25 protein-coding genes are annotated in these 25,927 nt (G+C 66.2%); 17 read left to right on the forward strand and 8 right to left on the reverse strand.

Features of this window, described 5'->3' with window-relative positions:
* Positions 1 to 3: 3 nt before the first annotated feature.
* The gene (locus ACM61V_RS01110) at positions 4 to 1,113 is read right to left on the reverse strand and encodes a M14 family metallopeptidase (RefSeq protein ID WP_137785261.1); all 1,110 of its coding nucleotides are present in this window, start codon (positions 1,111 to 1,113) and stop codon (positions 4 to 6) included.
* Positions 1,110 to 1,718, reverse strand: a complete 609-nt coding sequence (locus ACM61V_RS01115) for a hypothetical protein (RefSeq protein ID WP_137785262.1) — start codon at positions 1,716 to 1,718, stop codon at positions 1,110 to 1,112. Before ACM61V_RS01115 ends, ACM61V_RS01110 begins: the two co-directional genes overlap by 4 nt.
* A gap of 131 nt (positions 1,719 to 1,849) precedes the next feature.
* On the opposite strand from ACM61V_RS01115, the gene ykgO reads away from it, so the two are divergent.
* The 3 genes from ykgO (at position 1,850) to ACM61V_RS01130 (ending at position 4,880) form a co-directional block, all read left to right on the forward strand.
* Positions 1,850 to 1,975, forward strand: a complete 126-nt coding sequence (gene ykgO, locus ACM61V_RS01120; RefSeq protein WP_003046794.1) for a type B 50S ribosomal protein L36 — start codon at positions 1,850 to 1,852, stop codon at positions 1,973 to 1,975.
* Positions 1,976 to 2,001: 26 nt separating this feature from the next.
* Entirely contained in the window at positions 2,002 to 2,616 is a 615-nt protein-coding gene (locus tag ACM61V_RS01125; protein ID WP_137785263.1) for an HAD family hydrolase, read from the forward strand.
* 101 nt (positions 2,617 to 2,717) lie between these two features.
* The gene (locus ACM61V_RS01130; RefSeq protein WP_137785264.1) at positions 2,718 to 4,880 is read left to right on the forward strand and encodes a TonB-dependent receptor; all 2,163 of its coding nucleotides are present in this window, start codon (positions 2,718 to 2,720) and stop codon (positions 4,878 to 4,880) included.
* Positions 4,881 to 4,898: 18 nt separating this feature from the next.
* Here the strand turns inward: ACM61V_RS01130 and pyk are convergent, their stop codons facing one another.
* On the reverse strand, positions 4,899 to 6,353 hold the full coding sequence (pyk, locus tag ACM61V_RS01135) for a pyruvate kinase (RefSeq protein ID WP_137785265.1): 1,455 nt from the start codon (positions 6,351 to 6,353) through the stop codon (positions 4,899 to 4,901).
* A gap of 43 nt (positions 6,354 to 6,396) precedes the next feature.
* On the opposite strand from pyk, the gene ACM61V_RS01140 reads away from it, so the two are divergent.
* The 3 genes from ACM61V_RS01140 to ACM61V_RS01150 all read left to right on the forward strand — a co-directional run bounded on the left by ACM61V_RS01140 (position 6,397) and on the right by ACM61V_RS01150 (position 8,510).
* On the forward strand, positions 6,397 to 6,717 hold the full coding sequence (locus ACM61V_RS01140) for a DUF1244 domain-containing protein (RefSeq protein WP_419713751.1): 321 nt from the start codon (positions 6,397 to 6,399) through the stop codon (positions 6,715 to 6,717).
* Between the two features lie 108 nt (positions 6,718 to 6,825).
* Positions 6,826 to 8,133: a metal-dependent hydrolase family protein gene (locus tag ACM61V_RS01145; protein ID WP_137785266.1), complete on the forward strand. Its 1,308-nt coding sequence runs from the start codon at positions 6,826 to 6,828 to the stop codon at positions 8,131 to 8,133.
* Between the two features lie 137 nt (positions 8,134 to 8,270).
* On the forward strand, positions 8,271 to 8,510 hold the full coding sequence (locus ACM61V_RS01150) for a DUF2312 domain-containing protein (RefSeq protein WP_137785267.1): 240 nt from the start codon (positions 8,271 to 8,273) through the stop codon (positions 8,508 to 8,510).
* Positions 8,511 to 8,572: 62 nt separating this feature from the next.
* On the opposite strand, the gene ACM61V_RS01155 is transcribed toward ACM61V_RS01150, so the two are convergent.
* Entirely contained in the window at positions 8,573 to 9,868 is a 1,296-nt protein-coding gene (locus ACM61V_RS01155; RefSeq protein WP_137785268.1) for a hemolysin family protein, read from the reverse strand.
* A 127-nt stretch (positions 9,869 to 9,995) separates the two neighbouring features.
* Here ACM61V_RS01155 and ACM61V_RS01160 point away from each other — a divergent pair, with 127 nt between their 5' ends.
* Positions 9,996 to 10,682 carry an OmpA family protein gene (locus ACM61V_RS01160; protein WP_137785269.1) on the forward strand — a complete coding sequence of 229 codons (687 nt, stop codon included), beginning with the start codon at positions 9,996 to 9,998 and terminating at the stop codon, positions 10,680 to 10,682.
* 15 nt (positions 10,683 to 10,697) lie between these two features.
* Here the strand turns inward: ACM61V_RS01160 and ACM61V_RS01165 are convergent, their stop codons facing one another.
* Positions 10,698 to 11,543, reverse strand: a complete 846-nt coding sequence (locus tag ACM61V_RS01165) for a LysR family transcriptional regulator (protein ID WP_137785270.1) — start codon at positions 11,541 to 11,543, stop codon at positions 10,698 to 10,700.
* A gap of 129 nt (positions 11,544 to 11,672) precedes the next feature.
* On the opposite strand from ACM61V_RS01165, the gene ACM61V_RS01170 reads away from it, so the two are divergent.
* The 5 genes from ACM61V_RS01170 to ACM61V_RS01190 are packed head-to-tail and all read left to right on the forward strand — an operon-like array spanning position 11,673 to position 17,236.
* The gene (locus ACM61V_RS01170; protein ID WP_137785552.1) at positions 11,673 to 12,788 is read left to right on the forward strand and encodes an isovaleryl-CoA dehydrogenase; all 1,116 of its coding nucleotides are present in this window, start codon (positions 11,673 to 11,675) and stop codon (positions 12,786 to 12,788) included.
* Positions 12,785 to 14,386, forward strand: coding sequence for a carboxyl transferase domain-containing protein (locus ACM61V_RS01175; protein ID WP_137785271.1), 1,602 nt, complete (start codon positions 12,785 to 12,787; stop codon positions 14,384 to 14,386). Before ACM61V_RS01170 ends, ACM61V_RS01175 begins: the two co-directional genes overlap by 4 nt.
* A gap of 11 nt (positions 14,387 to 14,397) precedes the next feature.
* Entirely contained in the window at positions 14,398 to 14,877 is a 480-nt protein-coding gene (locus tag ACM61V_RS01180; protein WP_249341376.1) for a nuclear transport factor 2 family protein, read from the forward strand.
* On the forward strand, positions 14,874 to 16,784 hold the full coding sequence (locus ACM61V_RS01185) for an acetyl/propionyl/methylcrotonyl-CoA carboxylase subunit alpha (protein WP_137785272.1): 1,911 nt from the start codon (positions 14,874 to 14,876) through the stop codon (positions 16,782 to 16,784). Before ACM61V_RS01180 ends, ACM61V_RS01185 begins: the two co-directional genes overlap by 4 nt.
* Positions 16,784 to 17,236 (forward strand): MaoC family dehydratase, encoded by a 453-nt coding sequence (locus tag ACM61V_RS01190; protein WP_137785273.1) that lies wholly within the window; start codon positions 16,784 to 16,786, stop codon positions 17,234 to 17,236. Before ACM61V_RS01185 ends, ACM61V_RS01190 begins: the two co-directional genes overlap by 1 nt.
* Positions 17,237 to 17,282: 46 nt before the next feature.
* On the opposite strand, the gene ACM61V_RS01195 is transcribed toward ACM61V_RS01190, so the two are convergent.
* Together ACM61V_RS01195 and ACM61V_RS01200 are read right to left on the reverse strand one after the other, a co-directional pair.
* Positions 17,283 to 17,711, reverse strand: coding sequence for a nucleoside deaminase (locus ACM61V_RS01195; RefSeq protein WP_137785554.1), 429 nt, complete (start codon positions 17,709 to 17,711; stop codon positions 17,283 to 17,285).
* Positions 17,712 to 17,775: 64 nt separating this feature from the next.
* A complete protein-coding gene (locus ACM61V_RS01200; protein WP_137785274.1) occupies positions 17,776 to 18,006 on the reverse strand; it encodes a hypothetical protein in 231 nt (76 codons plus the stop codon).
* Positions 18,007 to 18,143: 137 nt separating this feature from the next.
* Here ACM61V_RS01200 and rpmB point away from each other — a divergent pair, with 137 nt between their 5' ends.
* Entirely contained in the window at positions 18,144 to 18,437 is a 294-nt protein-coding gene (gene rpmB / locus ACM61V_RS01205; protein ID WP_137785275.1) for a 50S ribosomal protein L28, read from the forward strand.
* 80 nt (positions 18,438 to 18,517) lie between these two features.
* Here rpmB and ACM61V_RS01210 read toward each other — a convergent pair whose 3' ends face one another.
* Positions 18,518 to 19,519 carry an esterase-like activity of phytase family protein gene (locus tag ACM61V_RS01210; RefSeq protein WP_137785276.1) on the reverse strand — a complete coding sequence of 334 codons (1,002 nt, stop codon included), beginning with the start codon at positions 19,517 to 19,519 and terminating at the stop codon, positions 18,518 to 18,520.
* 91 nt (positions 19,520 to 19,610) lie between these two features.
* Here ACM61V_RS01210 and ACM61V_RS01215 point away from each other — a divergent pair, with 91 nt between their 5' ends.
* The 4 genes from ACM61V_RS01215 (at position 19,611) to infC (ending at position 25,916) form a co-directional block, all read left to right on the forward strand.
* On the forward strand, positions 19,611 to 19,985 hold the full coding sequence (locus ACM61V_RS01215) for a glycine zipper 2TM domain-containing protein (RefSeq protein WP_137785277.1): 375 nt from the start codon (positions 19,611 to 19,613) through the stop codon (positions 19,983 to 19,985).
* A gap of 341 nt (positions 19,986 to 20,326) precedes the next feature.
* Positions 20,327 to 22,312, forward strand: a complete 1,986-nt coding sequence (gene thrS, locus ACM61V_RS01220; RefSeq protein ID WP_419714236.1) for a threonine--tRNA ligase — start codon at positions 20,327 to 20,329, stop codon at positions 22,310 to 22,312.
* Between the two features lie 159 nt (positions 22,313 to 22,471).
* A complete protein-coding gene (locus ACM61V_RS01225) occupies positions 22,472 to 25,252 on the forward strand; it encodes a TonB-dependent receptor (protein WP_419713752.1) in 2,781 nt (926 codons plus the stop codon).
* Positions 25,253 to 25,382: 130 nt separating this feature from the next.
* Positions 25,383 to 25,916: a translation initiation factor IF-3 gene (gene infC / locus ACM61V_RS01230; protein WP_137785280.1), complete on the forward strand. Its 534-nt coding sequence runs from the start codon at positions 25,383 to 25,385 to the stop codon at positions 25,914 to 25,916.
* The last annotated feature ends 11 nt before the right edge of the window (positions 25,917 to 25,927 follow it).

The raw sequence follows: 25,927 nt of genomic DNA on the forward strand, positions 1-25,927 counted from the left end.
GCGTCAGATCGCGTCGATCATGCCGGCCAGCGTCTCCAGACACGAGACGGCAAGGCGGCGCGAGCGCTCCGCGCTCCAGCCGAATTCGGCATCGGCGTTCGGTGCGTGATCCTTGAACGGCATCTCCAGCGTCACCGATACCGCGCCGAAACGCTCGGCCAGCTGGTTGGTGGACATGGACAGATTGGCCTTGCCCGGCGCGGATTTCTCATAGCCTTTCTCGGTCTGGAAATCCGGCGTCGCGGCCGCGAGCCGGCGGCCGAATTCATAGAATTTCGCGCCATGCGCCTCGGTCCAGGAAGGAATGCCCTCGAACCCGGCGATGAAGTTCGCGGCGATCGCCTCATCACCATGCACGTCGATCGCGAAATCGACGCCGGTTTCGTCCATCGCCTGCAGCACGCAGCGCACTTCCGGGCTGCGCTCCGGCGTCGGCGCATGCCATTCGCGATTGAGGTTCACGCCGGCCGCGTTGGTGCGAAGGTGCCCGCGCCGCGTGCCGTCCGGGTTCATGTTGGGCACGACATGCACCGTCGCCTGGGCTAGCAGATCGCGCGCGGCATCGCTGGTCAGCCAGTCGAGCGCGCCGTCCATCCACCATTCGGCCATCGATTCGCCAGGGTGCTGGCGAGCGTAGAGCCACACCTGTTTCGCGCCGCTGCCGACGCGGAAATAATCGATCGGCTGGCCATCGAGCGACAGGCCCAGTTCGCGATGGGTAACCCCGGGGCGCCGGGCGATGCGCGCGATCAGGTTCGCATGCATCTCCATGGTAAAGGGCGCGAAATAGGCGAACCATGCCACCTGCGCATCGCCCCGCCATTCAAACTCCAGCACGCCATTGTCGTAACGCGTCGGGATCATCCGCCACGTCTCGCGATCGACCGAAACGCGCGCCTGATAGCCCGGCCAGCCGAACGGATAGGCCGAGCCGCCGGCGTTCAGGATACGGAACGTCGCGGGCTTTCCTTCCAGCCCGGCGGCGCGGAAATAGAACCATTGATAGAAATCGGACTGGTGATCCTTCACGATCTCCAGATCGATCCGATCGCCGTTGATGCCGATGACGCGAATGTTGCCGCCATCGAAGGCGGAATTGATGCTGAGGGTCATTTCACCTCGATAGTCCGCCCGCTTTCGCCGGGAAAGCCCGTGAACAGCGCGCGCGACAATCGTTCCGCGATCCCCTGGGTATCCACATTGGGCGCGCTGGTGTCGGTCAGTGATTGTGCCTGCCCCTCCCACACGGCGTCCGCGCCGTGGCGGATGCGCACCGACAGCTCGGTGACGATGCCCACGCGGTCGCGCTGGCCACCGATCGGGAAGCTGACACCGCCGCCCAGCCCTACGCCGCCGTTGCGCCCGCCGCTGAACGATCCGCCCCCGATACCGATCGAGAACGGCGAACGCTTGGGCGGCAGCGGGCGCTCGGCGCGGCTGAAGGCGACGGTGGCGAGATAATCGCCGCGCGTGCCCGGCGGCGGGCTGGTAAAGCCGGCCCGCAGCAGCTCCGCCTCCACGGCGGCGGCATAGGTCTTGTATTCGATGCTCGCGACGCTCCCGCCCGGCAGCGGCTCCACCGTGATCGTGCCGCGCTGCGCCACCGCATCGTAATGATAGCGTGACACCTGAACCGGGAAGGAAGTCGGCGCGGTCGCGCATCCGGCCAGCCCGACCGTCCCGAGCGCGATCACCATTGCGACGAATTTACTGCGCATCTACCGAATCCTTATATCTGCGACACCGTAACGCACATGCTTCGTCGCGCGCTCCGGCTTGACTTGCAAGGCCCCGAGCACTAGGCGGCCACGCTTTCACCAGAACCCCGTATTCAAGAAGCGAATCCACCATGAAGATCCGCAACAGCCTGAAGTCGCTCAAGGACCGGCATCGCGATAACCGCGTGATCCGCCGCCGCGGCCGTACCTATGTCATCAACAAGACGAATCGTCGCTTCAAGGCGCGTCAGGGCTGAACCAGCCCTTTGGGGGAAGGCGAATCGTGCCCAACCCCGGCAGCGTCGTTTTCGATGTCGGCCACGTCCTGTATGATTGGGACCCGCGGGTCCTGTATCGGCGCCTCATCCCCGATGATGAGGCGCTTGACGTGTTCCTGGGCGAAATCTGCACGCGCGAATGGCATTTCCAGCATGATGCCGGGCGCGATTTCGCGGATACGTCCGCCGAGCTGACCGCGCGCCATCCTGAGCATGCCGATCTGATCGCCGCTTGGGGGCCACGCTTTTCGGAACAGATTCCGGGGCCGATGCCCGGCATGGCCGAGCTGGTCGCCGATCTCGATGCGGCGGGCGTGCCGCTCTACGCGATCACCAATTTCAGCCACGAATTCTTCCCGCCCTTCCGGGACAGGGAAAGCGCGCTGTTCGATCGCTTCCGCGCTATCGTCGTGTCCGGCGCGGAAAAGCTGACGAAGCCCGATGCCGCCATCTACCGCCTCGCGCTCGATCGATTCGGGATCGCCGCGGCGGACGCGGTGTTCGTCGATGACCGTCAGGATAATGTCGATGGCGCGGCGGCAGTGGGAATGCACGCGCTGCTGTTCACCGGCGCCGCGCAATTGCGCACCGATCTCAGGGCGCTCGGCTTTCCGCTCTAACGGGTCGGCGCGCGCCGCCATTTAATGCTTGCGTGGATCCGCGCGAACCCGTAGCGGCCGACTACCGGGAGTGATGTTATAGTATCACATTGGGAGTCGCCATGCGACCTTCGCTCCTTGCCGGCATTGCGTTTCTTGCTCTCGTCCCGGGTGCCGCCCTAGCCGAAACCACGCCGTCCGACGACGGCGGCGGGACCACCCCCAAGGATATCGTCGTCACCGCCAAGCGGCTGGATGACGCCCGCGCGCATATCCAGCCGAGCCTTGGCGCGACCAGCTATGGCGTCGATGCGGCCGCGATCCAGAACCTGCCCGGTGGCGACAACCAGCAATTCAACCAGATCCTGCTCCAGCTTCCCGGCGTGGTGCAGGACGGCTTCGGCCAGTTCCATGTCCGCGACGATCACAACGGCCTGCAATATCGCATCAACGGCACGGTGCTGCCCGAAGGGCTGGCGGTGTTCGGCCAGACGCTGTCGCCACGCCTCGTCAGCAAGGTCGATCTGCTCACCGGCGCGCTCCCGGCGCAATACGGGCTGCGCAGCGCCGGGATCATCGACATCACCACCAAGAGCGGGATGTTCCAGAACGGCGGCAGCGTGTCGATCTACGGCGGCAGCCACGACACGATCGAGCCAAGCTTCACCTATGGCGGATCGAGCGGACAGACGAACTATTTCGTTTCGGGCGATTATCGCCATGACGCGCTGGGAATCGAAAGCGTCGATGGCCGCTCGAACCCTATCCACGATTCGACCGATCAGTATCAGGCCTTCGCCTATGTCGATCACATCATCGACGATCATAACCGGGTGTCGTTCGTCGGCGGCTATTCGAATCAGTGGTTCCAGATTCCGAACCCCGCCGGGCAGCAGCCGGGCGGCCAGTGGAGTGTCGGCGGCCAATCGGCCTTCCCCAGCGAAAAGCTTGACGAACGGCAGCTGGAGCGCACCGGCTTCGGCCAGCTGAGCTGGCTGCATGACGATGAGCCGCTGACGGTGCAGGCATCGCTCTTCGCGCGCTATTCCTCGCTCGCCTATCGTCCCGATGTGCTTGGCGAACTGTTGTTCAACGGGCAGGCGCAGGCGGCGTTCAAGCAGGATCTGGCGCTCGGCGGGCAGGTGGACGGCGTCTATCATCTGGGCGCGGCGCATACGCTGCGCGGCGGGCTGCTGCTGATCCACGATCACAGCACGAGCAACACCACGACGCACGTCTTTCCCGTCGTCACCGATCCGGCGTCGCCCGATGTCGGCGCGCAGGCGGGCGAGCCGGTTTCGATCATCGACAACAGCTCGGCGAACGCCACGACGTTCAGCGCCTATCTCCAGGACGAGTGGAAGCTGTCGCCGGCACTGACGCTTAATTACGGCGCGCGCTACGATCGCTTCGCCGGTTTCCGCACGGAGCAACAGCTCAGCCCGCGCGTCAATCTGGTGTGGCAGCCGGATTCCTCGCTCGCCGTCCATGCCGGATACGCGCGCTATTTCGTGCCGCCGCCGTTCGAGCTGGTCGGCACCGCCAGCCTCGACAAATTCGCCGGCACCAGCGCCGCGCCGATCGTGACGCTGAACACCACGCCCTTCGCCGAGCGTCAGCATTATTTCGACATCGGCTTTCAGGCGAAGCCGAGTGGCTCGTTCACCTATGGCGTCGATGCTTATTACCGCATCTCGAAGAACCTGATCGACGAAGGGCAGTTCGGCGCCCCGATCATCCTCACCCCGTTCAATTACGCGCAGGGGCGGATCGGCGGCGTCGAGGCGAACGCGACCTATTCACATGGCGGCTGGAACATCTACGCCAATTTCGCGGTGGCCAAGGCCAAGGGGCGCGACATCATCTCCAGCCAGTTCGCATTCGCGCCGGACGAGCTGGCCTATATCGCCAACCACTATATCTACGTCGATCACGATCAGACCTACACCGGCTCGGCGGGCCTCACCTATACGTTCAAGCACGGCGTGCTCGCGCAGACCGCGCTTGGCGGAACGATGACCTATGGCTCCGGCCTGCGCACCGATCTGGTCCTGCCCGATGGCAGCGACGTGCCCAATGGCGCGCATCTGCCCGGTTACGCCCAGTTCAATCTCTCCGCGAGCCATCATTTCACCGGGCCGAACCTCGATGTGCGGCTCGATATCATCAACGCGCTCGATCACATCTATGAGATCCGCGACGGCAACGGCGTGGGCGTCGGTGCGCCGCAATATGGCCCGCGCCGTGGCTTGTTCGTCGGGCTCACGAAGAGCTTCGGGGGATAAGCCGGGGCCGCGGCCGGCTCAGCGATGGTCCTTCAACTCGTCGCCGACCAGCCGCACGACGTGCAGCACATTGGTGGCACCCGGCGTGCGGAACGGCACGCCGGCCATCACGATCACGCTGTCCCCCGCCGCCGCCACCCGGTGGCGCAGCGCCATGCGCTTCGATTTCGCGACCATCTCCTCGAACGATTCGACATCGCGGGTGTGCGCGGCGTGGACGCCCCACAACAGGCCCAGCCGCCGCGCCGTTTCCAGCCGCGGCGTGAGCACCAGCAACGGCACCGAAGGCCGCTCGCGCGCGATGCGGCGCGCGGTGGAGCCGGAGGTGGTGAAACAGATGATCGCCTTCGCCGATACGGTGCGGGCGATGTTCTTCGCCGCTTCCGCCAGCGCGTCTGCGGTGGTGGGGTCGGGGCGCATCACGGTGAAGTGCACGCGATCCCCGTGCATCGGATCGCGCTCCACCGCGTCGCCGATCGCGTTCATCATCGCTACCGCCTCGATCGGCCAGTCGCCCGCCGCGCTCTCCGCCGAGAGCATGATCGCATCCGCGCCGTCATAGATCGCCGTCGCCACGTCCGAGACTTCGGCGCGCGTCGGCGACGGTGATTTTATCATCGATTCGAGCATCTGCGTCGCCACCACCACCGGGCGGCCCATGCGGCGCGATACCTCGACGATGCGTTTCTGGAGCGGCGGCACGGATTGCGGCGGCAGCTCGACGCCCAGATCCCCGCGCGCGACCATCACGCCGTCGCACATGTCGACGATTTCCTCGAGCCGGTCGATCGCGGCCGGCTTCTCGATCTTGGCGAGCAGCGCCGCCTTCCCGCCGATCAGCCGCCGCGCCTCCGCCAGATCCTCCGGCCGCTGGACGAAGGAAAGCGCGATCCAGTCCACCCCATGCTCGCACGCGAAGGCGAGATCGCTGCGATCCTTCTCGGTCAGCGCCGCCATGGGCAGCACCACGTCCGGCACGTTTAGCCCCTTGTTGTCGCTGAGCGGCCCGCCGACCTCCACCCGCGTCACGATGCGATCGGGCGTGTGCGTCACCACGCGCAGCACCAGCTTCCCGTCGTCGAGCAGCAGCCGCGCGCCCGCCTCGATCGCGGCGAAGATCTCGCGATGCGGAAGCTGAACGCGCGTCGCGTCTCCGGGCACGGCGTCGCGATCGAGAACGAACGTCGCCCCCGTTTCCAGCAGCGCGCGACCGCCGGTGAAGCGGCCGACACGCAACTTCGGCCCCTGCAGGTCCGCCAGGATCGTGGTCGGCCGGCCGAATTTCTTTTCCAGCCCGCGGATCGCCGCGATCACGGGTATCTTCGATTCCTGATCGCCATGGCTCATGTTGATGCGGAAGGCGTCCGCGCCCGCCTCGAACAGCGCCGCGATCATCTCCGGCGTATTGCTCGCCGGCCCGAGCGTCGCGAGCACGCGTACCTTGCGGCTGCGGGGGCTGATCGCTCTGGTCATCTTGGTCCTCGTTTTACCCTTGCTCCCGCCTTAGAGTCATTTGATGACCGATCAAACCAGGAGTGAGACGATGGACCCGATCGATGCGATCGACGATGCGACCGCCGCGGCCGCGTTCCGCCGGCTGGTGCGCCATCTGCGCCACCGCGACGATGCCCAGAACATTGACCTGATGGGGCTCGCCGGCTTCTGCCGCAACTGCCTGTCGGACTGGATCGGCGAGGCGGGCGGGCTGGCGCGGGAGGATGCGCGCACGGCGATCTACGGCATGCCCTATGCCGATTGGAAAGCGGGCCATCAGCAGGAGGCGACGCCCGAGCAATTGCGCCGGATGGAGGAGAGCGTCGCAAAAAACGCCTCGTGATGACGCGGGCGTGAGCGGATGGCTTGTCGAACCTCGCGTCTCTCCCCTATCCCTTCGGCAACGAAGGGGCGCGCCTGAAAGCGCCCCGCCAACGGGAGTTTGAGGGGAATGCTGAAGACGTTGCTGATCGCGCTCGCGGTCTCCATTGCGGCGCCCGCCGCCGCGCAGACGGCCGCGCCCGGGAAGGTCATCTATATCCACGCCGGTGCGCTGCTCGACCGGCCCGGGCAGGCGCCGCGCGGCAAGAGCACGATCATCGTGCAGGACGGCAAGGTGGTCGAGGTTCGCGACGGCTTTCTCGTTCCCCCCGCCACGGCCGAGCTGATCGAGCTGCAGGACAAGTTCGTCATGCCGGGTCTGGTGGACATGCATGTGCACCTGTGGGGTATCGGCGGCGATCCCGTGCGCGCGCGCCTGGCAGAGATGACGCAGGACGACGCCGACGACCTGATCGTCGCGGAGGTGAATGCCCGCAAGACGCTGGACGCCGGCTTCACGACCGTGCGCGATCTGGGTGGCAATCCACGCGGTATCCGCGCGCTGCGCGACGCGATCGAGCGCGGCGATCTCGAAGGCCCGTCGATCATCAACGCGGGCCAGATGATATCGATCACCGGCGGCCACGGCGACGGCACGAACGGCCTGGCGGAGGAATGGGCCGATGCCGTCCACAAGCATCAGATCAACACCTGCGACGGGCCGGACGATTGCCGCCGCGCGGTGCGCGCGCAGATCGGGCTCGGCGCGCAGGTCATCAAGTTCGCGGCGACCGGCGGCGTGCTGTCGAACGTCGCGGGCGGCCTCGGCCGCGCGATGACGCCGGAAGAGATGCGCGCGATCATCGATACCGCGCACGGCTTCGGCCGCAAGGTGGCCGCGCACAGCCACGCGGCGGAAGGCACCAGGGCGGCGCTCGAGGCCGGCGTCGATACGATCGAGCACGGCACCTTTCTCGATGATGAGACGATCCGGCTGTTCAAGGCGAAGGGCGCCTATCTCGTCCCGACGATGATCGCCCCGGTCACCGCGCTGGCGCAGGCGCGCGGCGGGGCGCTGCCGCCCGCGACGATCCCCAAGGCCGAAGCCGCCGCCGCCGCCGCGCTGGCCAGCCATCGCAAGGCGATCGCCGCCGGCGTCAAGATCGCGTTCGGCACCGATACCGGCGTATCGAAGCACGGCGAGAATGCGCAGGAGTTCGCGCTGATGGTGAAGGCGGGGATGACCCCCGCCGCCGCGATCCGCGCCGCCACCATATCGGCGGCGGACGCGCTGGGGCGCGACGATATCGGCACGCTCACACCCGGCAAGCGCGCCGACATCATCGCGGTCAGCGGCTCTCCGCTGGAGGATGTGACGCGCCTCGAGCATGTCGCGTTCGTGATGCATCGCGGCATCGTCGCGCACGCCGCGCAATAAGCGTCGGCCATCATCGGCGCGCTCGCCCGGGGCGGCCCTGCGGCCGTTCCGGGCGAAGTGCTCTTCGGCGTTCGCGCGGCGTTGTCCTCGGCCGCTTTGGCCCTTATCGCGGGCGAAAATCCCGAACGGAGTGATTCATGACCGACAACGTTTCCGCCGACCAGCTGCGCCTGTTCATCGAGCGCATCGAGCGGCTGGAGGAAGAGAAGAAGGCCTTCGCTGACGATATCCGCGACGTTTACAGCGAAGCCAAGTCGACCGGCTTCGACGCCAAGACGATCCGCGCGATCGTGCGCCTGCGCAAGATGGAGAAGCATGCCCGCGACGAGGCCGACGCGCTGCTCGAAACCTATCGCAACGCCCTCGGGATGGCCTGAGCCGCCCGGTGGGCACGGGGGGCGCCGAGCGATGCTCCGCCCCCTCCCCTCGCCGCGGCGTGCTACGCGCGGCTGACCAGCAGCTTGTCGATCCGCCGTCCGTCGAGATCGACCACCTCGAACCGCCAGCCCTGTTCGACGAAGCTCTCGCCCTCGTCCGGCAACCGGCGGAGCACCGCCAGCGCCAGCCCGGCGGCGGTGGCGTAATCGCGGTCCTCCGGCAGATCCATGCCGAGCCGCTCGGCCAGCAGGTCCGCCGCCATCGTTCCCGCCACGAGCAGCGAGCCGTCCTCCCGCTCCACCACATCGGGGCCGTCGCCCGCATCGGCATCCGATACGAACGCCCCCGCGATCGCCGCGAGCAGGTTGGCGGGCGTCACAATCCCTTCGAAATGGCCGTATTCATCATGGATCAGCGCCATCGGCACCTCTGCACGGCGCAGCGTGTTGAGCACATCCATCGCGTCGATCTGATCCACCACCACCGGCGCCTTGCGCACCAGCCGGGCGAGATCGAGCGACTCGCCGTTTGACAGGGCCGCGGCGATATCGCGCGCCTGCACCACGCCGATCACCGCATCGATCGATCCTTCCGCCACCGGCAGGCGGCTGTGCGCGGTCGCGAGCATGCGCGCGCGGATCGCCGCATCGTCGAGCGCGACGTCGAGCCAGTCCACCTCGGTGCGCGGCGTCATCACCTCGCGCACCGGTCGGTCGGCAAGCCGCACCACGCCCGAGATGATCGAGCGTTCATGCTCCTCGATCACGCCTGATTTCGATGCTTCCGCGACGATCAGATGCAGTTCCTCCGCCGTCACCTGATCGGCGTTCTCGCGGTTCAGCCCGAGCAGGCGGAAAACGAGCGCGCTGGTCGAATCGAGCAGCCAGACGATCGGCTTGCCCGCAACCGCCAGCCACATCATCGGCACCGCGACGATCGCGGCGATCGGCTCCGGTGAGCGCAGCGCGATCTGCTTGGGCACCAGTTCGCCGACGATCAGCGAGGCGAAGGTGGTGAGGCCGATCACCAGCGCGAAGCCGAGGTTCTCCGCCAGATGATGGCTCATGCCGAGCAGCTCGAGCCGCGCGGCGGTCGGCTGGCCGAGGCTCGCGCCCGAATAGGCGCCGGCCAGAATGCCGATCAGCGTGATGCCGATCTGAACGGTGGAAAGGAACTTGCCGGGGTCGGCGGCAAGCACGGCGGCGGCGCGCGCGCCCGATTTCCCCGCGCGTGCCATCGCCTCCAGCCGCGCCTTGCGCGCCGAGACGATCGCCAGCTCGCTCATCGCGAATACGCCATTGAGCGCCACCAGCGCGAGGATGATAAGGACGTCGATCCAGGGGAACGGCGGTAACATGGTCTCATCCAGTCATGGCGATAAAAGGCGGGGACCACAACCGTTCTTGTCATCGCCGGTTCATCGCGATGGCGGAACAAGTGGCCATATGCGCGGGTTCACCCGGCCAGGAATACAGGGGAGCATGATGGGATTCCGTTCGACGATCGCCGCCGGCGCGGCGCTGATGGCATTGCTAGGCACGACCGCGGGCTGCACCACCGATCCAGAAACCGGGCAGCAGCGCCTGTCGAAGACGGCGATCGGCGGTATCGGCGGGGCGCTGGGCGGCTATCTGCTCGGTGATCTTGTCGGCGGGCGGCATGATCGCACCGAGAAGATCGTCGGCGCCGGGCTCGGCGGTATCGCGGGCGCGGCAATCGGCGCGTACATGGACAAGCAGGAGCGTGAATTGCGCCAGCGCACCGCCGGCACCGACGTGCAGGTGATTCGTCAGGGTGACGATCTGCTGCTCAACATCCCGTCGGGCGTGAACTTCGCCTACAACAGCGCGACGGTGGAGCCGCGTTTCCAGCAGACGCTGGACCAGGTGGCTGGCGTCTTGTCCGATCAGCAGAACAACCGCACCTATATCGACATCTACGGCCACACCGACGCGAACGGCAGCGACGCCTATAACCAGGCGTTGTCGGAGCGGCGCGCGGCGGCGGTGGCGCTGTATCTCGAATCGCGCGGCGTGCAGGCGGCGCGGGTCGCCACGCGTGGCTTCGGCAAGACCCAGCCGATCGCCTCGAACGAGACGGAGGAGGGGCGCGCGCAGAATCGCCGTGTCGAGATCAAGATCGTGCCGATCGCGCAAAGCGACATCGGCTGATCGGCACGGCGCCGGTCAGCCGATCGCCTCCGCCAGCCGCTCGACCAGCGGGTGCGCGAGCAGCGAGGCGTCCGCGGCGAGCAGGCCAAGCTGGCGGACGTGATCGAATTCGGCCAGTTGACGCATCACGACACCCGCCCCGCCGAACGACGCCGGGGCGACGGTGACGCCCAGCCCGGCGGCCACCAGCGCGCGCGCGCGATCGTCGCTGGTGGTGCGCGCCGGGAAGAACGGGCGCACCCCGCGCGCGGTGAAATAGCGGCTCGTCTCGCTCAGCAACTCGCAGTGGCGGCGCACGATCATCGGCTCGTCCACCAGTTCCTCCGCCGCGATCTCCTCACGGGCCGCGAGCGGGTGAGCAGCGGAAAGCGCCATCATATAGCGCTCGCCGATGATCGGCCGCGCCGCGAACCGCGGGTTGCCGCGCAGGATGCCGAGTGCCACGTCGATCCGCCCGCGCGACAGGTGATCGACCAGCTCGCGCTCGCGCCCCTCGATCAGTTCCACCTCGTCGCCGTCGCGCGGCACGCTGCCGACGAAATCGGCCACCCACCGGGTCGGGGCGCTCGCGAGCACGCCGATCCGCAGCCGCCCCGTCACCCGCGCCGCGCTCGCCTCGCGCTCGGCCTGTGCGAACTCCGCCTCGATCCGCCGCGCACGGGCGACCAGCCGCGCGCCCGCCTCCGTCAGCGCAACCCGGCGGTTGGTGCGCGTGAACAATTGCCGCCCGAGCGCTGCCTCCAGCTTGGCGATGCCGGCCGACAGCGTCGGCTGTGACACATTGCATGCGGCGGCGGCGCGCGAGAAATTGCCCTGATCGATCACAGCGAGAAAATAGCGTAGCAGATAGCGGTCGATCATAGACGCCATCTATGACATGCCGCCGCGCCTTTCAATTTTCCTCGCGCGCGCCGGGCGGGTAGAAAGGCTGCACCAGTGCGGAGAGGAAAGACCGTGGAAGACCTGCATTCTCTCGGCGAGACCGCCGACATGATCCGAGCGACGACGCAGCGCTTCGCCAGCGAACGGATCGCGCCGATCGCGGCGCAGATCGATCGCGAGGATTCGTTTCCGCGTCACCTGTGGCCGGAAATGGGCGCGCTCGGGCTGCACGGCATCACCGTGGAGGAGGAATTCGGCGGGCTGGGCCTCGGCTATCTCGATCACGTCGTGGCGTGCGAGGAGGTGAGCCGCGCCTCCGCCTCGATCGGTCTCAGCTATGGCGCGCATTCGAACCTGTGCGTCAACCAGATCCGCCGCTGGGGGAACCCGGAGCAAAAGGCGAAATACCTGCCGAAGCTGGTATCGGGCGAGCATGTCGGCAGCCTCGCCATGTCGGAGGCGTCGGCCGGGTCGGACGTGGTGTCGATGAAGCTGCGGGCGGATCGTGTCGAGGGCGGATGGCGGCTTAACGGCACGAAGTTCTGGATCACCAACGCGGCCTATGCCGACACGCTCGTCGTCTATGCCAAATCCTCGCCGGAGGCGGGATCGCGCGGGATCACCGCTTTCCTGATCGAGAAGGATTTCGCCGGTTTCTCGATCGGGCAGAAGATCGACAAGCTGGGGATGCGCGGCTCGCCAACCGCGGAGCTGGTGTTCGACGATTGCCTCGTGCCCGACGAGAATGTGATGGGGCCGGAGAATGGCGGGGTCGGCGTGCTGATGAGCGGGCTGGATTACGAGCGCGTCGTGCTCTCCGGCATCCAGCTCGGCATCATGCAGGCGTGCCTCGATGTGGTGCTGCCCTATGTTCGCGAGCGCAAGCAGTTCGGCAAGCCGATCGGCGCGTTCCAGCTGATGCAGGGGAAGGTCGCGGACATGTACGTCGCGCTCAGTTCGGCGCGCTCCTATGTCTATGCCGTTGCCAAGGCGTGTGACGCCGGCCGCACCACGCGCTTCGACGCGGCGGGCGCGATCCTGCTCGCCTCCGAAAGCGCGGTGAAGGTGGCGGGCGAGGCGATCCAGGCGCTGGGCGGTGCGGGCTATACCAGGGACTGGCCGGTGGAACGCTATTGGCGCGATGCCAAGCTGCTCGATATCGGCGCGGGAACGAACGAGATCCGCCGCATGCTGGTGGGCCGCGAACTGGTGGGCGCGGCGTGAGCGCCCCCGTCCTCGATACGAAGCTGTCGGCGGACAGCGCCGATTTCCGCGCCAATGCCGCGCACAATCGCGCGCTGGCCCAGGAACTGCGCGCCGATGTCGCGAAGGCGGCGCTGGGCGGGAACGAGAAGAGCCGCGAGCGCCACACGGCGCGCGGCAAGCTGCTGCCGCGCGATCGCGTCGAGCGGCTCCTCGATCCCGGCTCGCCGTTTCTGGAGATCGGCCAGCTCGCCGCGTTCGATCTGTACGAGGGCGAGGTGCCCGGCGCGGGGATGATCGCGGGGATCGGCCGCGTTTCCGGCCGCCAGTGCATGATCGTCTGCAACGACGCGACGGTGAAGGGCGGAACCTATTATCCGCTCACCGTGAAGAAGCATCTGCGCGCGCAGGAGATCGCCGAGCAGAACCGCCTGCCGTGCATCTATCTCGTCGATTCGGGCGGGGCGAACCTGCCGCATCAGGCCGAGGTGTTTCCCGATCGCGAGCATTTCGGGCGCATCTTCTTCAATCAGGCGAACATGAGCGCGCAGGGCATCCCGCAGATCGCCTGCGTGATGGGAAGCTGCACAGCGGGCGGGGCATATGTCCCCGCGATGTCGGACGAAACGGTGATCGTGCGCAATCAGGGCACGATCTTCCTTGCCGGCCCGCCGCTGGTGAAGGCCGCCACGGGCGAGGAAATCTCGGCCGAGGAACTGGGCGGCGCGGAAACGCACGGGCGCAGATCGGGCGTGGTCGATCATGTCGCGGAGAATGACGAACACGCGCTGACCATCGTCCGCGATATCGTCTCCACGCTCCAGCCGCAGACGCCCGCAGCCGTCAATCAACGCGCGCCACGCGCGCCGAAGTTTGACGCGGAAGAGCTATACGGCATCGTGCCGCAGGACGTGCGCGCGCCCTATGACGTGCACGAGGTGATCGCGCGGCTGGTGGACGGCAGCGAATTTCACGAATTCAAGGCGCTGTATGGCTCCAGCCTGGTGTGCGGCTTCGCGCATATCTGGGGCCTGCCGGTCGCGATCCTCGCCAACAATGGCGTGCTGTTCAGCGAATCGGCGCAGAAGGGCGCGCATTTCATCGAACTCGCCTGCCAGCGGCGCATCCCGCTGCTGTTCCTCCAGAACATTTCCGGCTTCATGGTCGGCGGGAAATACGAGGCGGAGGGGATCGCCAAGCATGGCGCGAAGCTCGTCACCGCCGTCGCCACCGCCAGCGTGCCCAAGATCACCGTGCTGATCGGCGGCAGCTTCGGCGCGGGCAATTACGGGATGTGCGGCCGCGCCTATTCCCCGCGGTTCCTGTTCACCTGGCCCAACAGCCGCATCAGCGTGATGGGCGGCGAACAGGCGGCCAGCGTGCTCGCCACCGTGCATCGCGACGCGGACAGGTGGACGCCGGACGAGGCGGAGGCGTTCAAGGCCCCGATCCGCCAGCGCTACGAGGATGAGGGCAATCCGTGGCATGCCACCGCGCGGCTGTGGGACGATGGCATCATCGATCCCGCGCAGACCCGCGACGTGCTCGGCCTGGCGCTGGCCGCGACGCTCGACGCCCCGATTCCCGAAGCGCCGCGCTTCGGCGTGTTCCGCATGTGATGGGAGAAACCATGATCGCCCCGCTTCTCGCCCTGCTGCTCCAGGTCACACCCGTCGCCCCGATCGTGAAGGGCACCGGATTGCCGCCGTCCACCGGCGAGGAACAGGCGGTGCTGGCGGTCGCGACCAACCTGTTCGAAACGCTGAGCGCGCGCGACAAGGCGAAGGCGCTCACCTTCTTCCGCCCCGATGGCGCGGCGCAGGCGGTGGTCGAGAATCCCGATGGCTCGCGCAGCTACCGGCATATGACCTGGGCGCAGTTCATCGGCGGCATCCCCGATAGCGGCCCGCGCTTCGTGGAGCGGCTCACCGGCCCCGCGGTCGAGATCGACGGCGATATCGCGATGATCTGGAGCGATTATGTCGCAACGATCGACGGCAAGGTCGCGCATTGCGGCGTCAACCACTTCGACCTGATCCGGGAAGGCGGCCAGTGGAAGATCCTCAACATCACCTGGACACAACGGACAACGGGATGCGCGGCGGCATGATCAAATCGCTCCTCATCGCCAATCGCGGCGAGATCGCGTGCCGGATCATCCGCACCGCGCGGGCGATGGGCGTGCGTACGGTGGCGGTCTATTCCGATGCCGACGCGAACGCGCTGCACGTGCGGCAGGCGGACGAGGCGGTGCATATCGGCCCCTCCCCGGCGCGCGAAAGCTATCTCGTCGGCGAGCGGATCATCGCCGCGGCGCGGGCGAGCGGGGCGGAGGCGATCCACCCGGGCTATGGCTTCCTTTCGGAAAACGCCGATTTCGCGCAGGCGGTGATCGATGCCGGCCTGGTCTGGGTCGGCCCGAAGCCCGCCAGCATCCGCGCGATGGGCCTCAAGGACGCCGCCAAGCGGCTGATGCAGGAAGCCGGCGTTCCCACCACGCCCGGCTATCTCGGTGACGATCAGGCTCCCGGGCGGCTCCGGGCCGAAGCGGACGCGATCGGCTATCCCGTGCTCATCAAGGCGGTCGCGGGCGGCGGCGGCAAGGGGATGCGCCGCGTGGAGCGGGGCGAGGATTTCGCCGACGCGCTTCTCTCCTGCCAGCGCGAGGCGGCGTCCTCGTTCGGCGACGATCGCGTGCTGCTGGAGAAATACATCCTCTCGCCGCGCCACATCGAGGTGCAGGTGTTCGGCGATACGCATGGCAATGTCGTCCATCTGTTCGAGCGCGATTGCTCGCTCCAGCGCCGCCACCAGAAGGTGATCGAGGAAGCCCCCGCCCCCGGCATGGACGAGGCGACCCGCGCGGCGATCTGCGGCGCGGCGGTGCAGGCGGCGCGCGCGGTGGATTATGTTGGCGCTGGCACGATCGAGTTCATCGCCGACGCGAGCGAGGGCCTGCGCGCCGACCGCATCTGGTTCATGGAAATGAACACGCGGCTTCAGGTGGAGCATCCGGTGACGGAGGAGATCACCGCCGTCGATCTGGTCGAATGGCAGCTCCGCGTCGCCAGCGGCGAGCCGCTGCCCAAGCGGCAGGAGGAGCTGTCGATCAACGGCTGGGCGATCGAGGCGCGGCTGTATGCGGAGGATCCCGCGAAGGGGTTTCTGCCGAGTCCCGGAAAGCTCAATCATTTACGACTGGATCACCGTATCCGCATCGAAAGCGGGGTTGAGGAGGGTGATGTCGTCACCCCGTTCTATGACCCCATGATCGCAAAGCTCGTGGTGCATGCTGATACCCGTGAAGAAGCAAGGCTGGTGTTGATGGCGGCCCTCGATGCCAGCTATGTCGCACCGACAAAGACAAATGCCGGCTTTCTATATGCTTGCCTGGCGCACCGAGATTTCGCGGCTGGAGCAGTTGATACCGGATTGATCTCACGTGCCGGCGACGCGCTTTTGCCGTCCCCCGCTCCATCGCCGGAAGCAGTCGATGCAGCAGCCCGACGTTATCGCCTCGATTTTCTCGACTGGACTGAGATTAATTATACGCCCGCTGGCGTTCGGTTAGCAGCATTGTTTGGATTTCGTCTAAATAGTCACACAAAAGAGAGCATCAATCTCTATTACAGCGGCAAACATCTGGTTGGCTCCAGTAAGAATTACACCCGGCCTCACGGCATTTGCACTACAATGACACGTGATAGCGAGATTTTGGTTACCGAGAGGGGGGAGACTTATCTTTTTTCTGTTACTCAGCGCCCCAATTTATCTGCCGCCGGCGCCGCTGCAGACGGCGCGATCCTCTCGCCCATGCCGGGCCGCATCATCGCGGTGGAGGTGGCGGCGGGCGATACCGTCGCCAAGGGCCAGAAACTCGTCACGCTGGAGGCGATGAAGATGGAGCATAGCCTCGTCGCGCCGTTCGACGGGACGGTGGCGGAACTCAACGCCGCCGCCGGCGGGCAGGTGAGCGAGGGCGCGCTGCTGGCGCGGATCGAGCGGGGAGAAGGCTGATGGCCGGGCGCTTCTACGACGAATGGCGGGTGGGCGACCGGATCGAGCATGAGATCCGCCGCACCGTGACCGAAACGGACAATCTGCTGTTCTCCACCATGACGCACAATCCGCAGCCGCTGCATCTCGACGTGGAGGCGGCGAAGGCGAGCGAATTCGGCCAGATCCTCGTCAACGGCACCTTCACCTTCGCGCTGATGGTGGGGCTGTCGGTGGGCGATACGACTCTCGGCACGCTCGTCGCCAATCTCGGCTACGACAAGCTCGTCATGCCAAAACCCGTGTTCATCGGCGACACAATGCGCGCGACCAGCGAGGTGATCGCGGTGCGTGAGAGCAAGTCCCGCCCCGATGCGGGGCTCGTCACCTTCACCCACGAACTTGTCAATCAGCGCGATGAAATCGTCTGCCGGTGCGAGCGATCGGCGCTGCTCAAGCGTCGGGCGGCCTGATCGTTCAGCGGGAAGCGCGCCGGAGCGCTCATCGCAGCGAGCGCACCTAGCGCCGCGCGGCGAAGAAATCCCGCAGCAGCGTGCCCGCTTCACGATCGCCGATGCCGGCGAATATCTCGGGCCGGTGATGACAGGTCGGCTGCGCGAAGAAGCGTGGGCCATGTTCCACCGCCCCGCCTTTCGCATCGGCCGCGCCGTAATAGAGGCGCGCGATCCGCGCATGGGCGATCGCGCCCGCGCACATCGCGCATGGCTCGAGCGTCACCCACAGGTCGCAATCCTCCAGCCGGTCGCGACCGATCAGCGCCGCCGCCGCGCGAATCGCCAGCATCTCGGCATGGGCGGTGGGATCGTGCAGCGCGCGCGGCGCATTGGCGCCGGTGGCGATCACCGCGCCATCGCGCACCACCACGGCGCCGACCGGCACCTCGCCCTGTGCGGCAGCAACGGCCGCCGCATCGAGCGCGGCCCGCATATGAGGCGGAAGCGGGAACATCGCTCCCCGCCTACCGCCCGCCATGCGAGATTGTCTATCGAGACTATTGAGCGTTGTCGGCCGGCTTCTGGACCGAGACCTTCGGCACTTCGATCGTCTTCTTTTCGGTGCCCACGTCGATCTTGCCCACATCGGCCTTGAACGCCGGGGCCTGCCCGCCCTCCAGATGCGGCAGTTGCGCGGTGCGCGTCTGGTCGAGGTTGATGAACCCGGTCATGATGCCGACCAGGGCCACGAGGGCGACGACGCCCAGCAATACCAGAACAGCGCGCATGAATTTCTCTCCCGTGTTGATGCGATCGTGAAACAACGTCGCGCGCGGCCGGGAGTTGCACGCGCCGCGCTTGACGAAATGGCGGGGTCGCGTTAGGGCCGCGCTCTTTCCGGGCAACCGAAATTCAGGATTATATCATGTCGCGCATCTGCGAGCTGACCGGCAAGGGCCGGCAGGTGGGGAACAACGTTTCCCACGCCAACAACAAGACCAAGCGCACGTTCCTGCCGAACCTGCAGAACGTCACGCTGATCTCTGACACGCTGGAGAAGAGCGTGCGTCTGCGCGTATCGACCCACGGTCTGCGCTCGGTGGAGCATAACGGCGGCCTCGACAACTGGCTGGTGAAGACCGGCGACGAGAAGCTGTCGCTGCGTGCACGCCGCCTGAAGCGCGATATCGTGAAGAAGCGCGGCGCCGTCGCGGCGTAACGCTTTCGATTCGATTGCCGGCCGATCTGCGCGGCCCGCCCTCCCCAGCGGATGGCGGGCCGTGTGGCGTTTGCCGCGCGTCATCGCAGCCGGAATTTCATCAGATAGCTGCGCCGCAGCGGCATCTGATCGTTGTCGGTGGTGATCCACAGCATCGTCGCGCCGTGCTCGCGCGTGATCGCCAGCCCCTCGCAATTCTCGCTTGTCACCGGCGCAGCGAGCGTCGCGATCTCCCGCCCGCCGAGGCTGGCCCCGGCGCGAATCGCGGCGCGCGGGATCACCACCAGCTTCGCGGAGAAGCGCAGCCAGCCGTGATGGCGCCGATTGAGCACGATCAGATCGCCCGATGGCAGCACCGCCGCGTCGCTCGGGTCGTACCCCGCCGGCGGACGGTAGCGAAACCGCTCGATTCGCGTCGTCGCCCCGGCGGGGTCGCCCTGAAACAGCAACGCCGGCCGCGTCGCGCCGTGCGCGCGCTCCGCGATCGCGACGAACCTGCCATCGCGAAAGCGCGCGAGCGATTCGGCGCCGCTGTTGCCCCACCATGGCGCCATCGCGCGCGGCGCGCGATGCGCCTCGCCGGTTCGTAGCGTGGGATCGAAGCGCCAGATCTCGTTCGCCCGCTCGAACCCCACCCAGGCGCGGCCGGTCGCGGGATCGATCGCAAGCGATTCGCTGTCGCGATCCTCTTTCGACCAGCCCCGCCCCGGCCCGGCGCCGAGCGCGCCGGTTTCGCTGGACGCCGCGCCGTGCGCGATCCGCAGCAGCAGCCAGTTGCCCGAATCGCTCAGCAGCGTCGCGCGCCCGTCGGTCAGCGCCAGCGCGGAAAAGCCGCCGAAGCCCGCGGCCGGGCTGTCGATCGTCACCGCGGCCACCGGCTCCAGCCGCCCGATCCGCCCGGGCCAGCCGCCGCGCGGCACATAGCGCCGCACATGCACCGTCGCCCCCGGTGAAAGGCGCGCGACCGGATCGATCCCCGCGAATCCCGGCACGATCAGCAAGACGGCGGCGATGGAGGCGAACAGCGGGCGCACGCGATCCCGATAGCCCGGCGAACCCTGAACGGTCGATAACGGGCGCATTCAGGATCGGTTCGCGGCGAATCGGGCAGATAGTGTTTCGCCGATCCGGGAAACGCTCCCGCCATCGGCCGGAATTTTCGGGAGACGTTCGATGTTCAAGAAACTTTCACTGGCCGCCGTCGCCCTTTCGATCGGCGCGGCAACCATGGCCCCGAGCGCGGCGGAAGCGCAGCGCTATTACGGCGGCGGCTACGGCAATGGTTACGGCAACGGCTATTATGATCGCGGCTACAACGATCGCGGCTATGACCAGCGGCGCTACGACGACCGCCGCTACCACTATCGCGAGCGCCGCTGCTCGAGCGGCGGCACCGGCACCGTGGTCGGCGCGATCGCCGGCGGCTTGCTCGGCCGCACGATCGACACGCGCGGCGACCGCCTCGGCGGCACGCTGATCGGCGGCGTCGCGGGTGCACTGGCGGGTCGCGCGATCGATAAGTCTGGCAATCCGCGTTACTGCCGCTAAGCGGCACGCCCCTTTCCTCGGGTAGCGTATCGAGGACATTTCCCTCCAGTGGCGTAGCGAGGGCGCGGGCCCGTCTCCCCAGCGGAGGCGGGCCCGTTGTCGTATCGGGCCGAGCGCGCTATATCGCGCCCATGCGCCACGTTTCGCCATCGCGGACCAGCACTACCCCCGGATCTCCGGGGGGCCTGACGCGCATCGGCTGACGATCCGCGCTTCAGGCACCTTCCCGGGATCGGGAAGGAGCACGCGCCCGGCCTTCCCGTTTCCTGCCGCTTTCCCCGGGGCGTCGCGATGTGCATAAGCCCGCGTGAATCGACAGGATACGCCTTCACATGAACGACATGATCTCGATCTCGCTGCCAGACGGCTCGGTCCGCGCGATGCCGCCCGGCACCACGCCGGCGGATGTCGCCGCCGCGATCGGGCCGGGGCTGGCGAAAGCGGCGCTTGCCGCGCGGGTGGACGGCGAGCTGCGCGATCTCAATCGCCCGATCGAGCATGACGCGGCGCTCGCGCTCGTCACGGCGCGCGACGAGGCGGACGCGCTGGAGCTTGCCCGCCACGATTACGCGCACGTGCTGGCGGAGGCCGTGCAGGAATTGTTCCCCGGCACGCAGATCACCTTCGGCCCCTCCACCGACGACGGCTTCTATTACGATTTCGCGCCGAAGGATCGCCCGTTCACCGAGGAGGATCTGCCCGCGATCGAGGCGCGGATGCGCGCGATCATCGCGGCCGACAAGCCGCTGCGCCGCGAAGTGTGGTCGCGTGAGCAGCTCATCAGCCGCTGGAAGCAGCAGGGCGAGACGTTCAAGGCCGAATGGGCCGCCGAACTGCCCGGCGACGAGGAGCTGACCGTCTATTGGTCCGGCGACGACTGGCTCGACATGTGCCGCGGGCCGCACCTCGCCTCGACCGGCAAGCTCGCGCCCGATGCCTTCAAGCTGACGCGCGTGTCCGGTGCTTACTGGCGCGGCGATCAGAACAACGCGATGCTCAGCCGCATCTACGGCACCGGCTGGCTCAACAGGAAGCAGCTCGATCAGCATCTGTTCCGGCTGGAGGAGGCCGCCAAGCGCGATCATCGCAAGCTCGGGCAGGAGATGGACCTGTTCCACCTTCAGGCGGAGGCGCATGGCAGCGTGTTCTGGCATCCCAAGGGCTATGTCATCTGGCGCGAGCTTGAGGCGTATATGCGGCGCGCGATCGACGGCGCGGGGTATCGCGAAGTCAAGACCCCGCAGGTGATGGACGCGCGCCAGTGGGAGCAATCCGGCCATTGGGGCAAATATCGCGAGAACATGTTCGTCATCCCCGACGAAGTGCCCAATACCGAGGATGAAGGGCCGATCGTCTCCGATCACGCCGAATGGATGGCGTTGAAGCCGATGAACTGCCCCGCGCATGTCCTGATCTTCCGTCAGGGGATCAAGTCGTATCGTGATCTGCCGCTGCGCCTTTACGAAAACGGCTGCTGCCATCGCAACGAGCCGCATGGCGCGCTCCACGGGCTGATGCGCGTGCGCCAGTTCACGCAGGACGACGCGCATATCTTCTGCCGCGAGGATCAGATCGTCGATGAGGTGCAGGCGTTCTGCAACCTCGCCGATCGCATCTACAAGGATTTCGGCTTCACCTATTCGATCAAGCTCGCGCTGCGCCCGGAGAAGCGTTTCGGCAGCGACGAGATGTGGGACAAGGCGGAGAACGAGCTGCGCGACGCGGTCGCCGCCGCCGGGCTCAACACGCCGGAATATGGCTGGGAAGAACTGCCCGGCGAGGGCGCCTTCTACGCGCCGAAGCTCGAATGGCATCTGACCGACGCGATCGGGCGGACATGGCAGGTCGGCACGATCCAGTCGGATCGCGTACTGCCCGAGCGGCTCGATGCAAGCTACATCGCGGAGGACGGCCAGCGCCATCGCCCGGTGATGCTGCACCGCGCGATCTTCGGCTCGTATGAGCGGTTCATCGGCATCCTCGTCGAGCATTTCGCGGGAAAGCTGCCACAATGGCTCGCCCCGGTGCAGGCGGTGGTGGCGACGATCGTGTCCGACGCGGACGATTATGCGGTGCAGGTGGCCGCGGAACTGCGCAAGGCGGGGCTGCGCGTCGAGACCGATCTCCGCAACGAGAAGATCAACTACAAGGTGCGCGAGCACAGCATGGCCAAGGTGCCCAACCTGCTCGTCGTCGGCAAGCGCGAGGCGGACGAGGGAAGCGTGGCGCTGCGCCCGCTCGGCGCGGATGCAAAGCAGGAGGTGCTCGGGCTGGCGGCCGCCATCGAGCGGCTGCGCGATGCCGCGCGGGCGCCGGACCTCACCTGACGTTTACGTCAACGTCGCTGTCGCTTTGTGGCGAAAAGGGCGCAGCGCGCGCAATAAACGTGAAACCGGCATGACCGCGCCGTGACATGCGGCCCGGCTCGCGCATAACCTGCCGCCCGTGACCCCGTTCAAGAAGGGTCCGACCGGGAGATGGATTTTATGCGCAGTGCTGTTCTGCCGCGCCTGTTGTCGTGCGCGGCGCTCGTGGCCTCAACCCCCGCCGTTGCCCAGCAGGCGGCACCCGCCGAAACCGCCGCCGAGCGTGCGCCGGACAGCGCCGGCGATGTGATCGTCACCGCAACGCGCCGCGCCGAATCGCTGTCGAGCGTGCCGATCGCGATCTCGGCGGTGTCCGGCGATACGCTCCAGAACACCGGCGCGACCGATGTGCGCGCGCTCAACCAGGTCGCCCCCTCGCTGCTCGTTTCCGGCGCGACGAGCGAGGTGAATTTCACCGCGCGCATCCGCGGCATCGGCACGGTGGGCGAGAATGCCGGCCTCGAAAGCTCGGTCGGCCTGTTCATCGACGGCGTCTATCGCAGCCGCACCGGCGTCGGCCTCTCCGAACTCGGCGATATCGAGCGGATCGAGGTGCTGCGCGGGCCGCAGGGCACGTTGTTCGGCCGCAATTCCACCGCCGGCCTCATCAATATCGTCACCAAGGGGCCGGAGCTCGATGGCTTTCATGCCAAGGGCGCGATCACCTACGGCAATTACGATTACTGGCGGCTCGACGGCGGGCTGAACGCGCCGCTGTCGGAAACCGCCGGGATCCGGCTCGATGGCGTGTGGCAGCGGCGTGATGGCTATATCAAGGCGCTCACTCCCGGCCAGCCGGATATCAACGATCGCAACCGCTGGCTGGCGCGCGGCCAGTTCCTGTTCGAGCCGTCGAGCGATCTCAAGGTGCGCCTGATCGCTGATTATTCGAAGCGCGATGAGAATTGCTGCGGCGGCGTGCTGCTCGGCCCGACGCGCAGCCTGACGCGCCAGGCGGGCGGCGGGGTGGCGATCTCGCCGAACACGCTGCTGCCGCTGCTTCAGGCGCTCGGTGCCAATTATCCGACGATTCCGAACGGCGAGCGCTTCGTCTATGGCGTGCCCAACACGCCGGGGGTGCCCTATACGTCCAAAAGCGAGGATTGGGGCGTTTCCGGCGAGATCAACTACAAGCTCGGCAGTGCCAATCTCACCTCGATCACCGCCTATCGCGATTACAAGAACCGGCAGGGGCAGGATGGCGATTTCAACGCGCTCGATATTCTCGACCGGCAGAACCTCAACCGCCGCTTCCGCCTGTTCAGCCAGGAACTGCGCCTGCAGGGCGAGGCGCTGGACGGCCGGCTCGACTGGCTGATCGGCGGCTATTACTCCACCGAACGCCTAACCACCTCCGACGACATAAAATATGGCAAGGATTACGAGCGTTTTGCCAACTGTTTGCTAATGGCCAATGTACTACCGGGGGCAGTTCTCCCGTCGAATCAATATTGCATAAACGTGCCCGTGGTGCAGGGGACGATTGCAGCGCTGCCGCCGGGCACCGCGCGCTCTACGTTGCAGGCGCTTATCGCCAATCCGGCCCGCCCCGGCTTCGGCAGCCTGGCCGCAGCGCTAGGCCAACCCGCCATTTCGATCAATGGCACCGGAGCGAATGGGTCGAACTTCCGGCAGGACAGCTCGAACATTGCGGTGTTTACGCACAATACTTTCGACATCATACGCGACAAGCTGATGCTGACGATCGGCGCGCGCTACACGCACGAGCGCAAGAACCTGCAAGGCAACGCCAATTCTAACAACGCGCTCTGCCCGCTGATCGTGAATTCACCATTCCAGTCGCTGGCGTCGCTGGCGTGCGTCATCAACGGGACTGCCGTCAGCATCCCGGCCGGGTCGACCGGCTCGCGCTTCAGCGATGGCGAGTGGACGGGAACGGCGGTTCTGTCTTTCAAGCCGATCGAGCGGCTGATGATCTACGCCTCCGCATCCAAGGGTTACAAGGCGGGCGGTTTCAACCTCGACTATTCCGCGCTCGATCGACCGTGCTACACGGCTTATGATGCGACCTGCGCCGCGCGGCTCGCGCTTCCGGCGAACTCGCCGGGTAACGGCCGGCCTGAGGCTGCCGATCTCGCCTTCGCCAGCGAAAAGGTCAACGCTTATGAAGTCGGGCTGAAATGGAACGGGCCGGGCGTGGATATCAACCTTGCCGGCTTCTACCAGGAATATAGCGATTATCAGCTCAACACGTACAATGGCGTGAATTTTGAGGTCACGAACATTCAAGCCTGTAAGGATAATCTGAACGGCGGGGATCGGGATGCCTCGACCGTTACCGGATCGTGCGCGCCCAATCGCCTGCGGCCGGGCGTTATCTCCAAGGGCTTCGAGATTGAAGCGTTCATACGGCCAATCCGGCAGGTGTCGGTCAACATGGCGCTCACTTACACCGACGCCCAATATCGCAACAATCTGGTAGGGACCGGCGGGCGTCCGCTGTCGCCAGTGTTGTTCCAGCTTCCCGGTAACGAGGTATCCAACGCGCCGCGCTATACGGTCACCACAGGGGTGAGCTGGTCGCCGCAGCTCAGTGACAAGCTTTCGGCGCTATTCTATGTCGACGCGCGCCTGCAAAGCGATACCAACACCGGCTCCGATCTCGATCTGGAAAAGGTGCAGGATGCGTTTGTCGTCGTAAACGGCCGCGTCGGGATTTATGGCCCGGTAAAGAAATGGGGCGTTGAATTCTGGGCACAGAACATTTTCAACCAGCGCTACTTCCAGATCGGCGCGGATATGCCCCTTCAGGGCAGTGGCACTTATCGTTCAGTCGCGGCTCCGGCATCGTCCGGATTTGCGGGCTCGGCCAACCAACTGTTCGTCGGCTTCCCCGGTGAACCGCGCATGTACGGTGTCACGCTGCGCGGCAGCTTCTGAACAAGTGTGACTTCAGAGCACGGCCGTCGCTCCATTCGGGGCGTCGGCCGTTTCATATCTTCCGATTCCGCGCAGGAAGCCCTATATCGAGCGCAGTGAGTCAGCAGGAGAAGTACCTATCCGTCCGCCCATGATGCGCCGCCCGATGCAGGCGCCGCCAATGAATGGCCCCCGTTTCAACGAATGGATTCAGAGCCCCAAGGTCCGCGTGATCGATCATGAGGGCGAGAATCTTGGCGTGATGTACACGCGTGAGGCCATGGAGCAGGCGCGCGATGTTGGCCTCGATCTGGTCGAGGTGTCGCCCAATGCCGACCCGCCCGTCGCCAAATTTCTCGATGTAGGCAAATACAAGTACGAGGCGCAGAAGAAGGCGAACCTCGCCCGCAAGTCGCAAAAGACGCAGGAGATCAAAGAGATCAAAATGCGTCCGAACATCGATGATCACGATTACGATACCAAGATGAAGAAGGTGGTCGAGTTCATCGAAGAGGGCGATAAGGTTAAGGTGACGATGCGCTTCCGCGGCCGAGAGCTCTCTCACGGTCAGATCGGTATGGCGGTGCTGCAGCGCGTTGCGGAGCAGGTGGCGGAAGTGGCCAAGGTTGAAGCCTATCCACGAATGGAAGGCCGCCAGATGCTGATGGTCCTCGCACCGAAGTAGTTTTGGGTACG

This window comes from Sphingomonas sp. TX0543, from assembly GCF_048565505.1.
Classification (GTDB): Bacteria; Pseudomonadota; Alphaproteobacteria; order Sphingomonadales; family Sphingomonadaceae; genus Sphingomonas.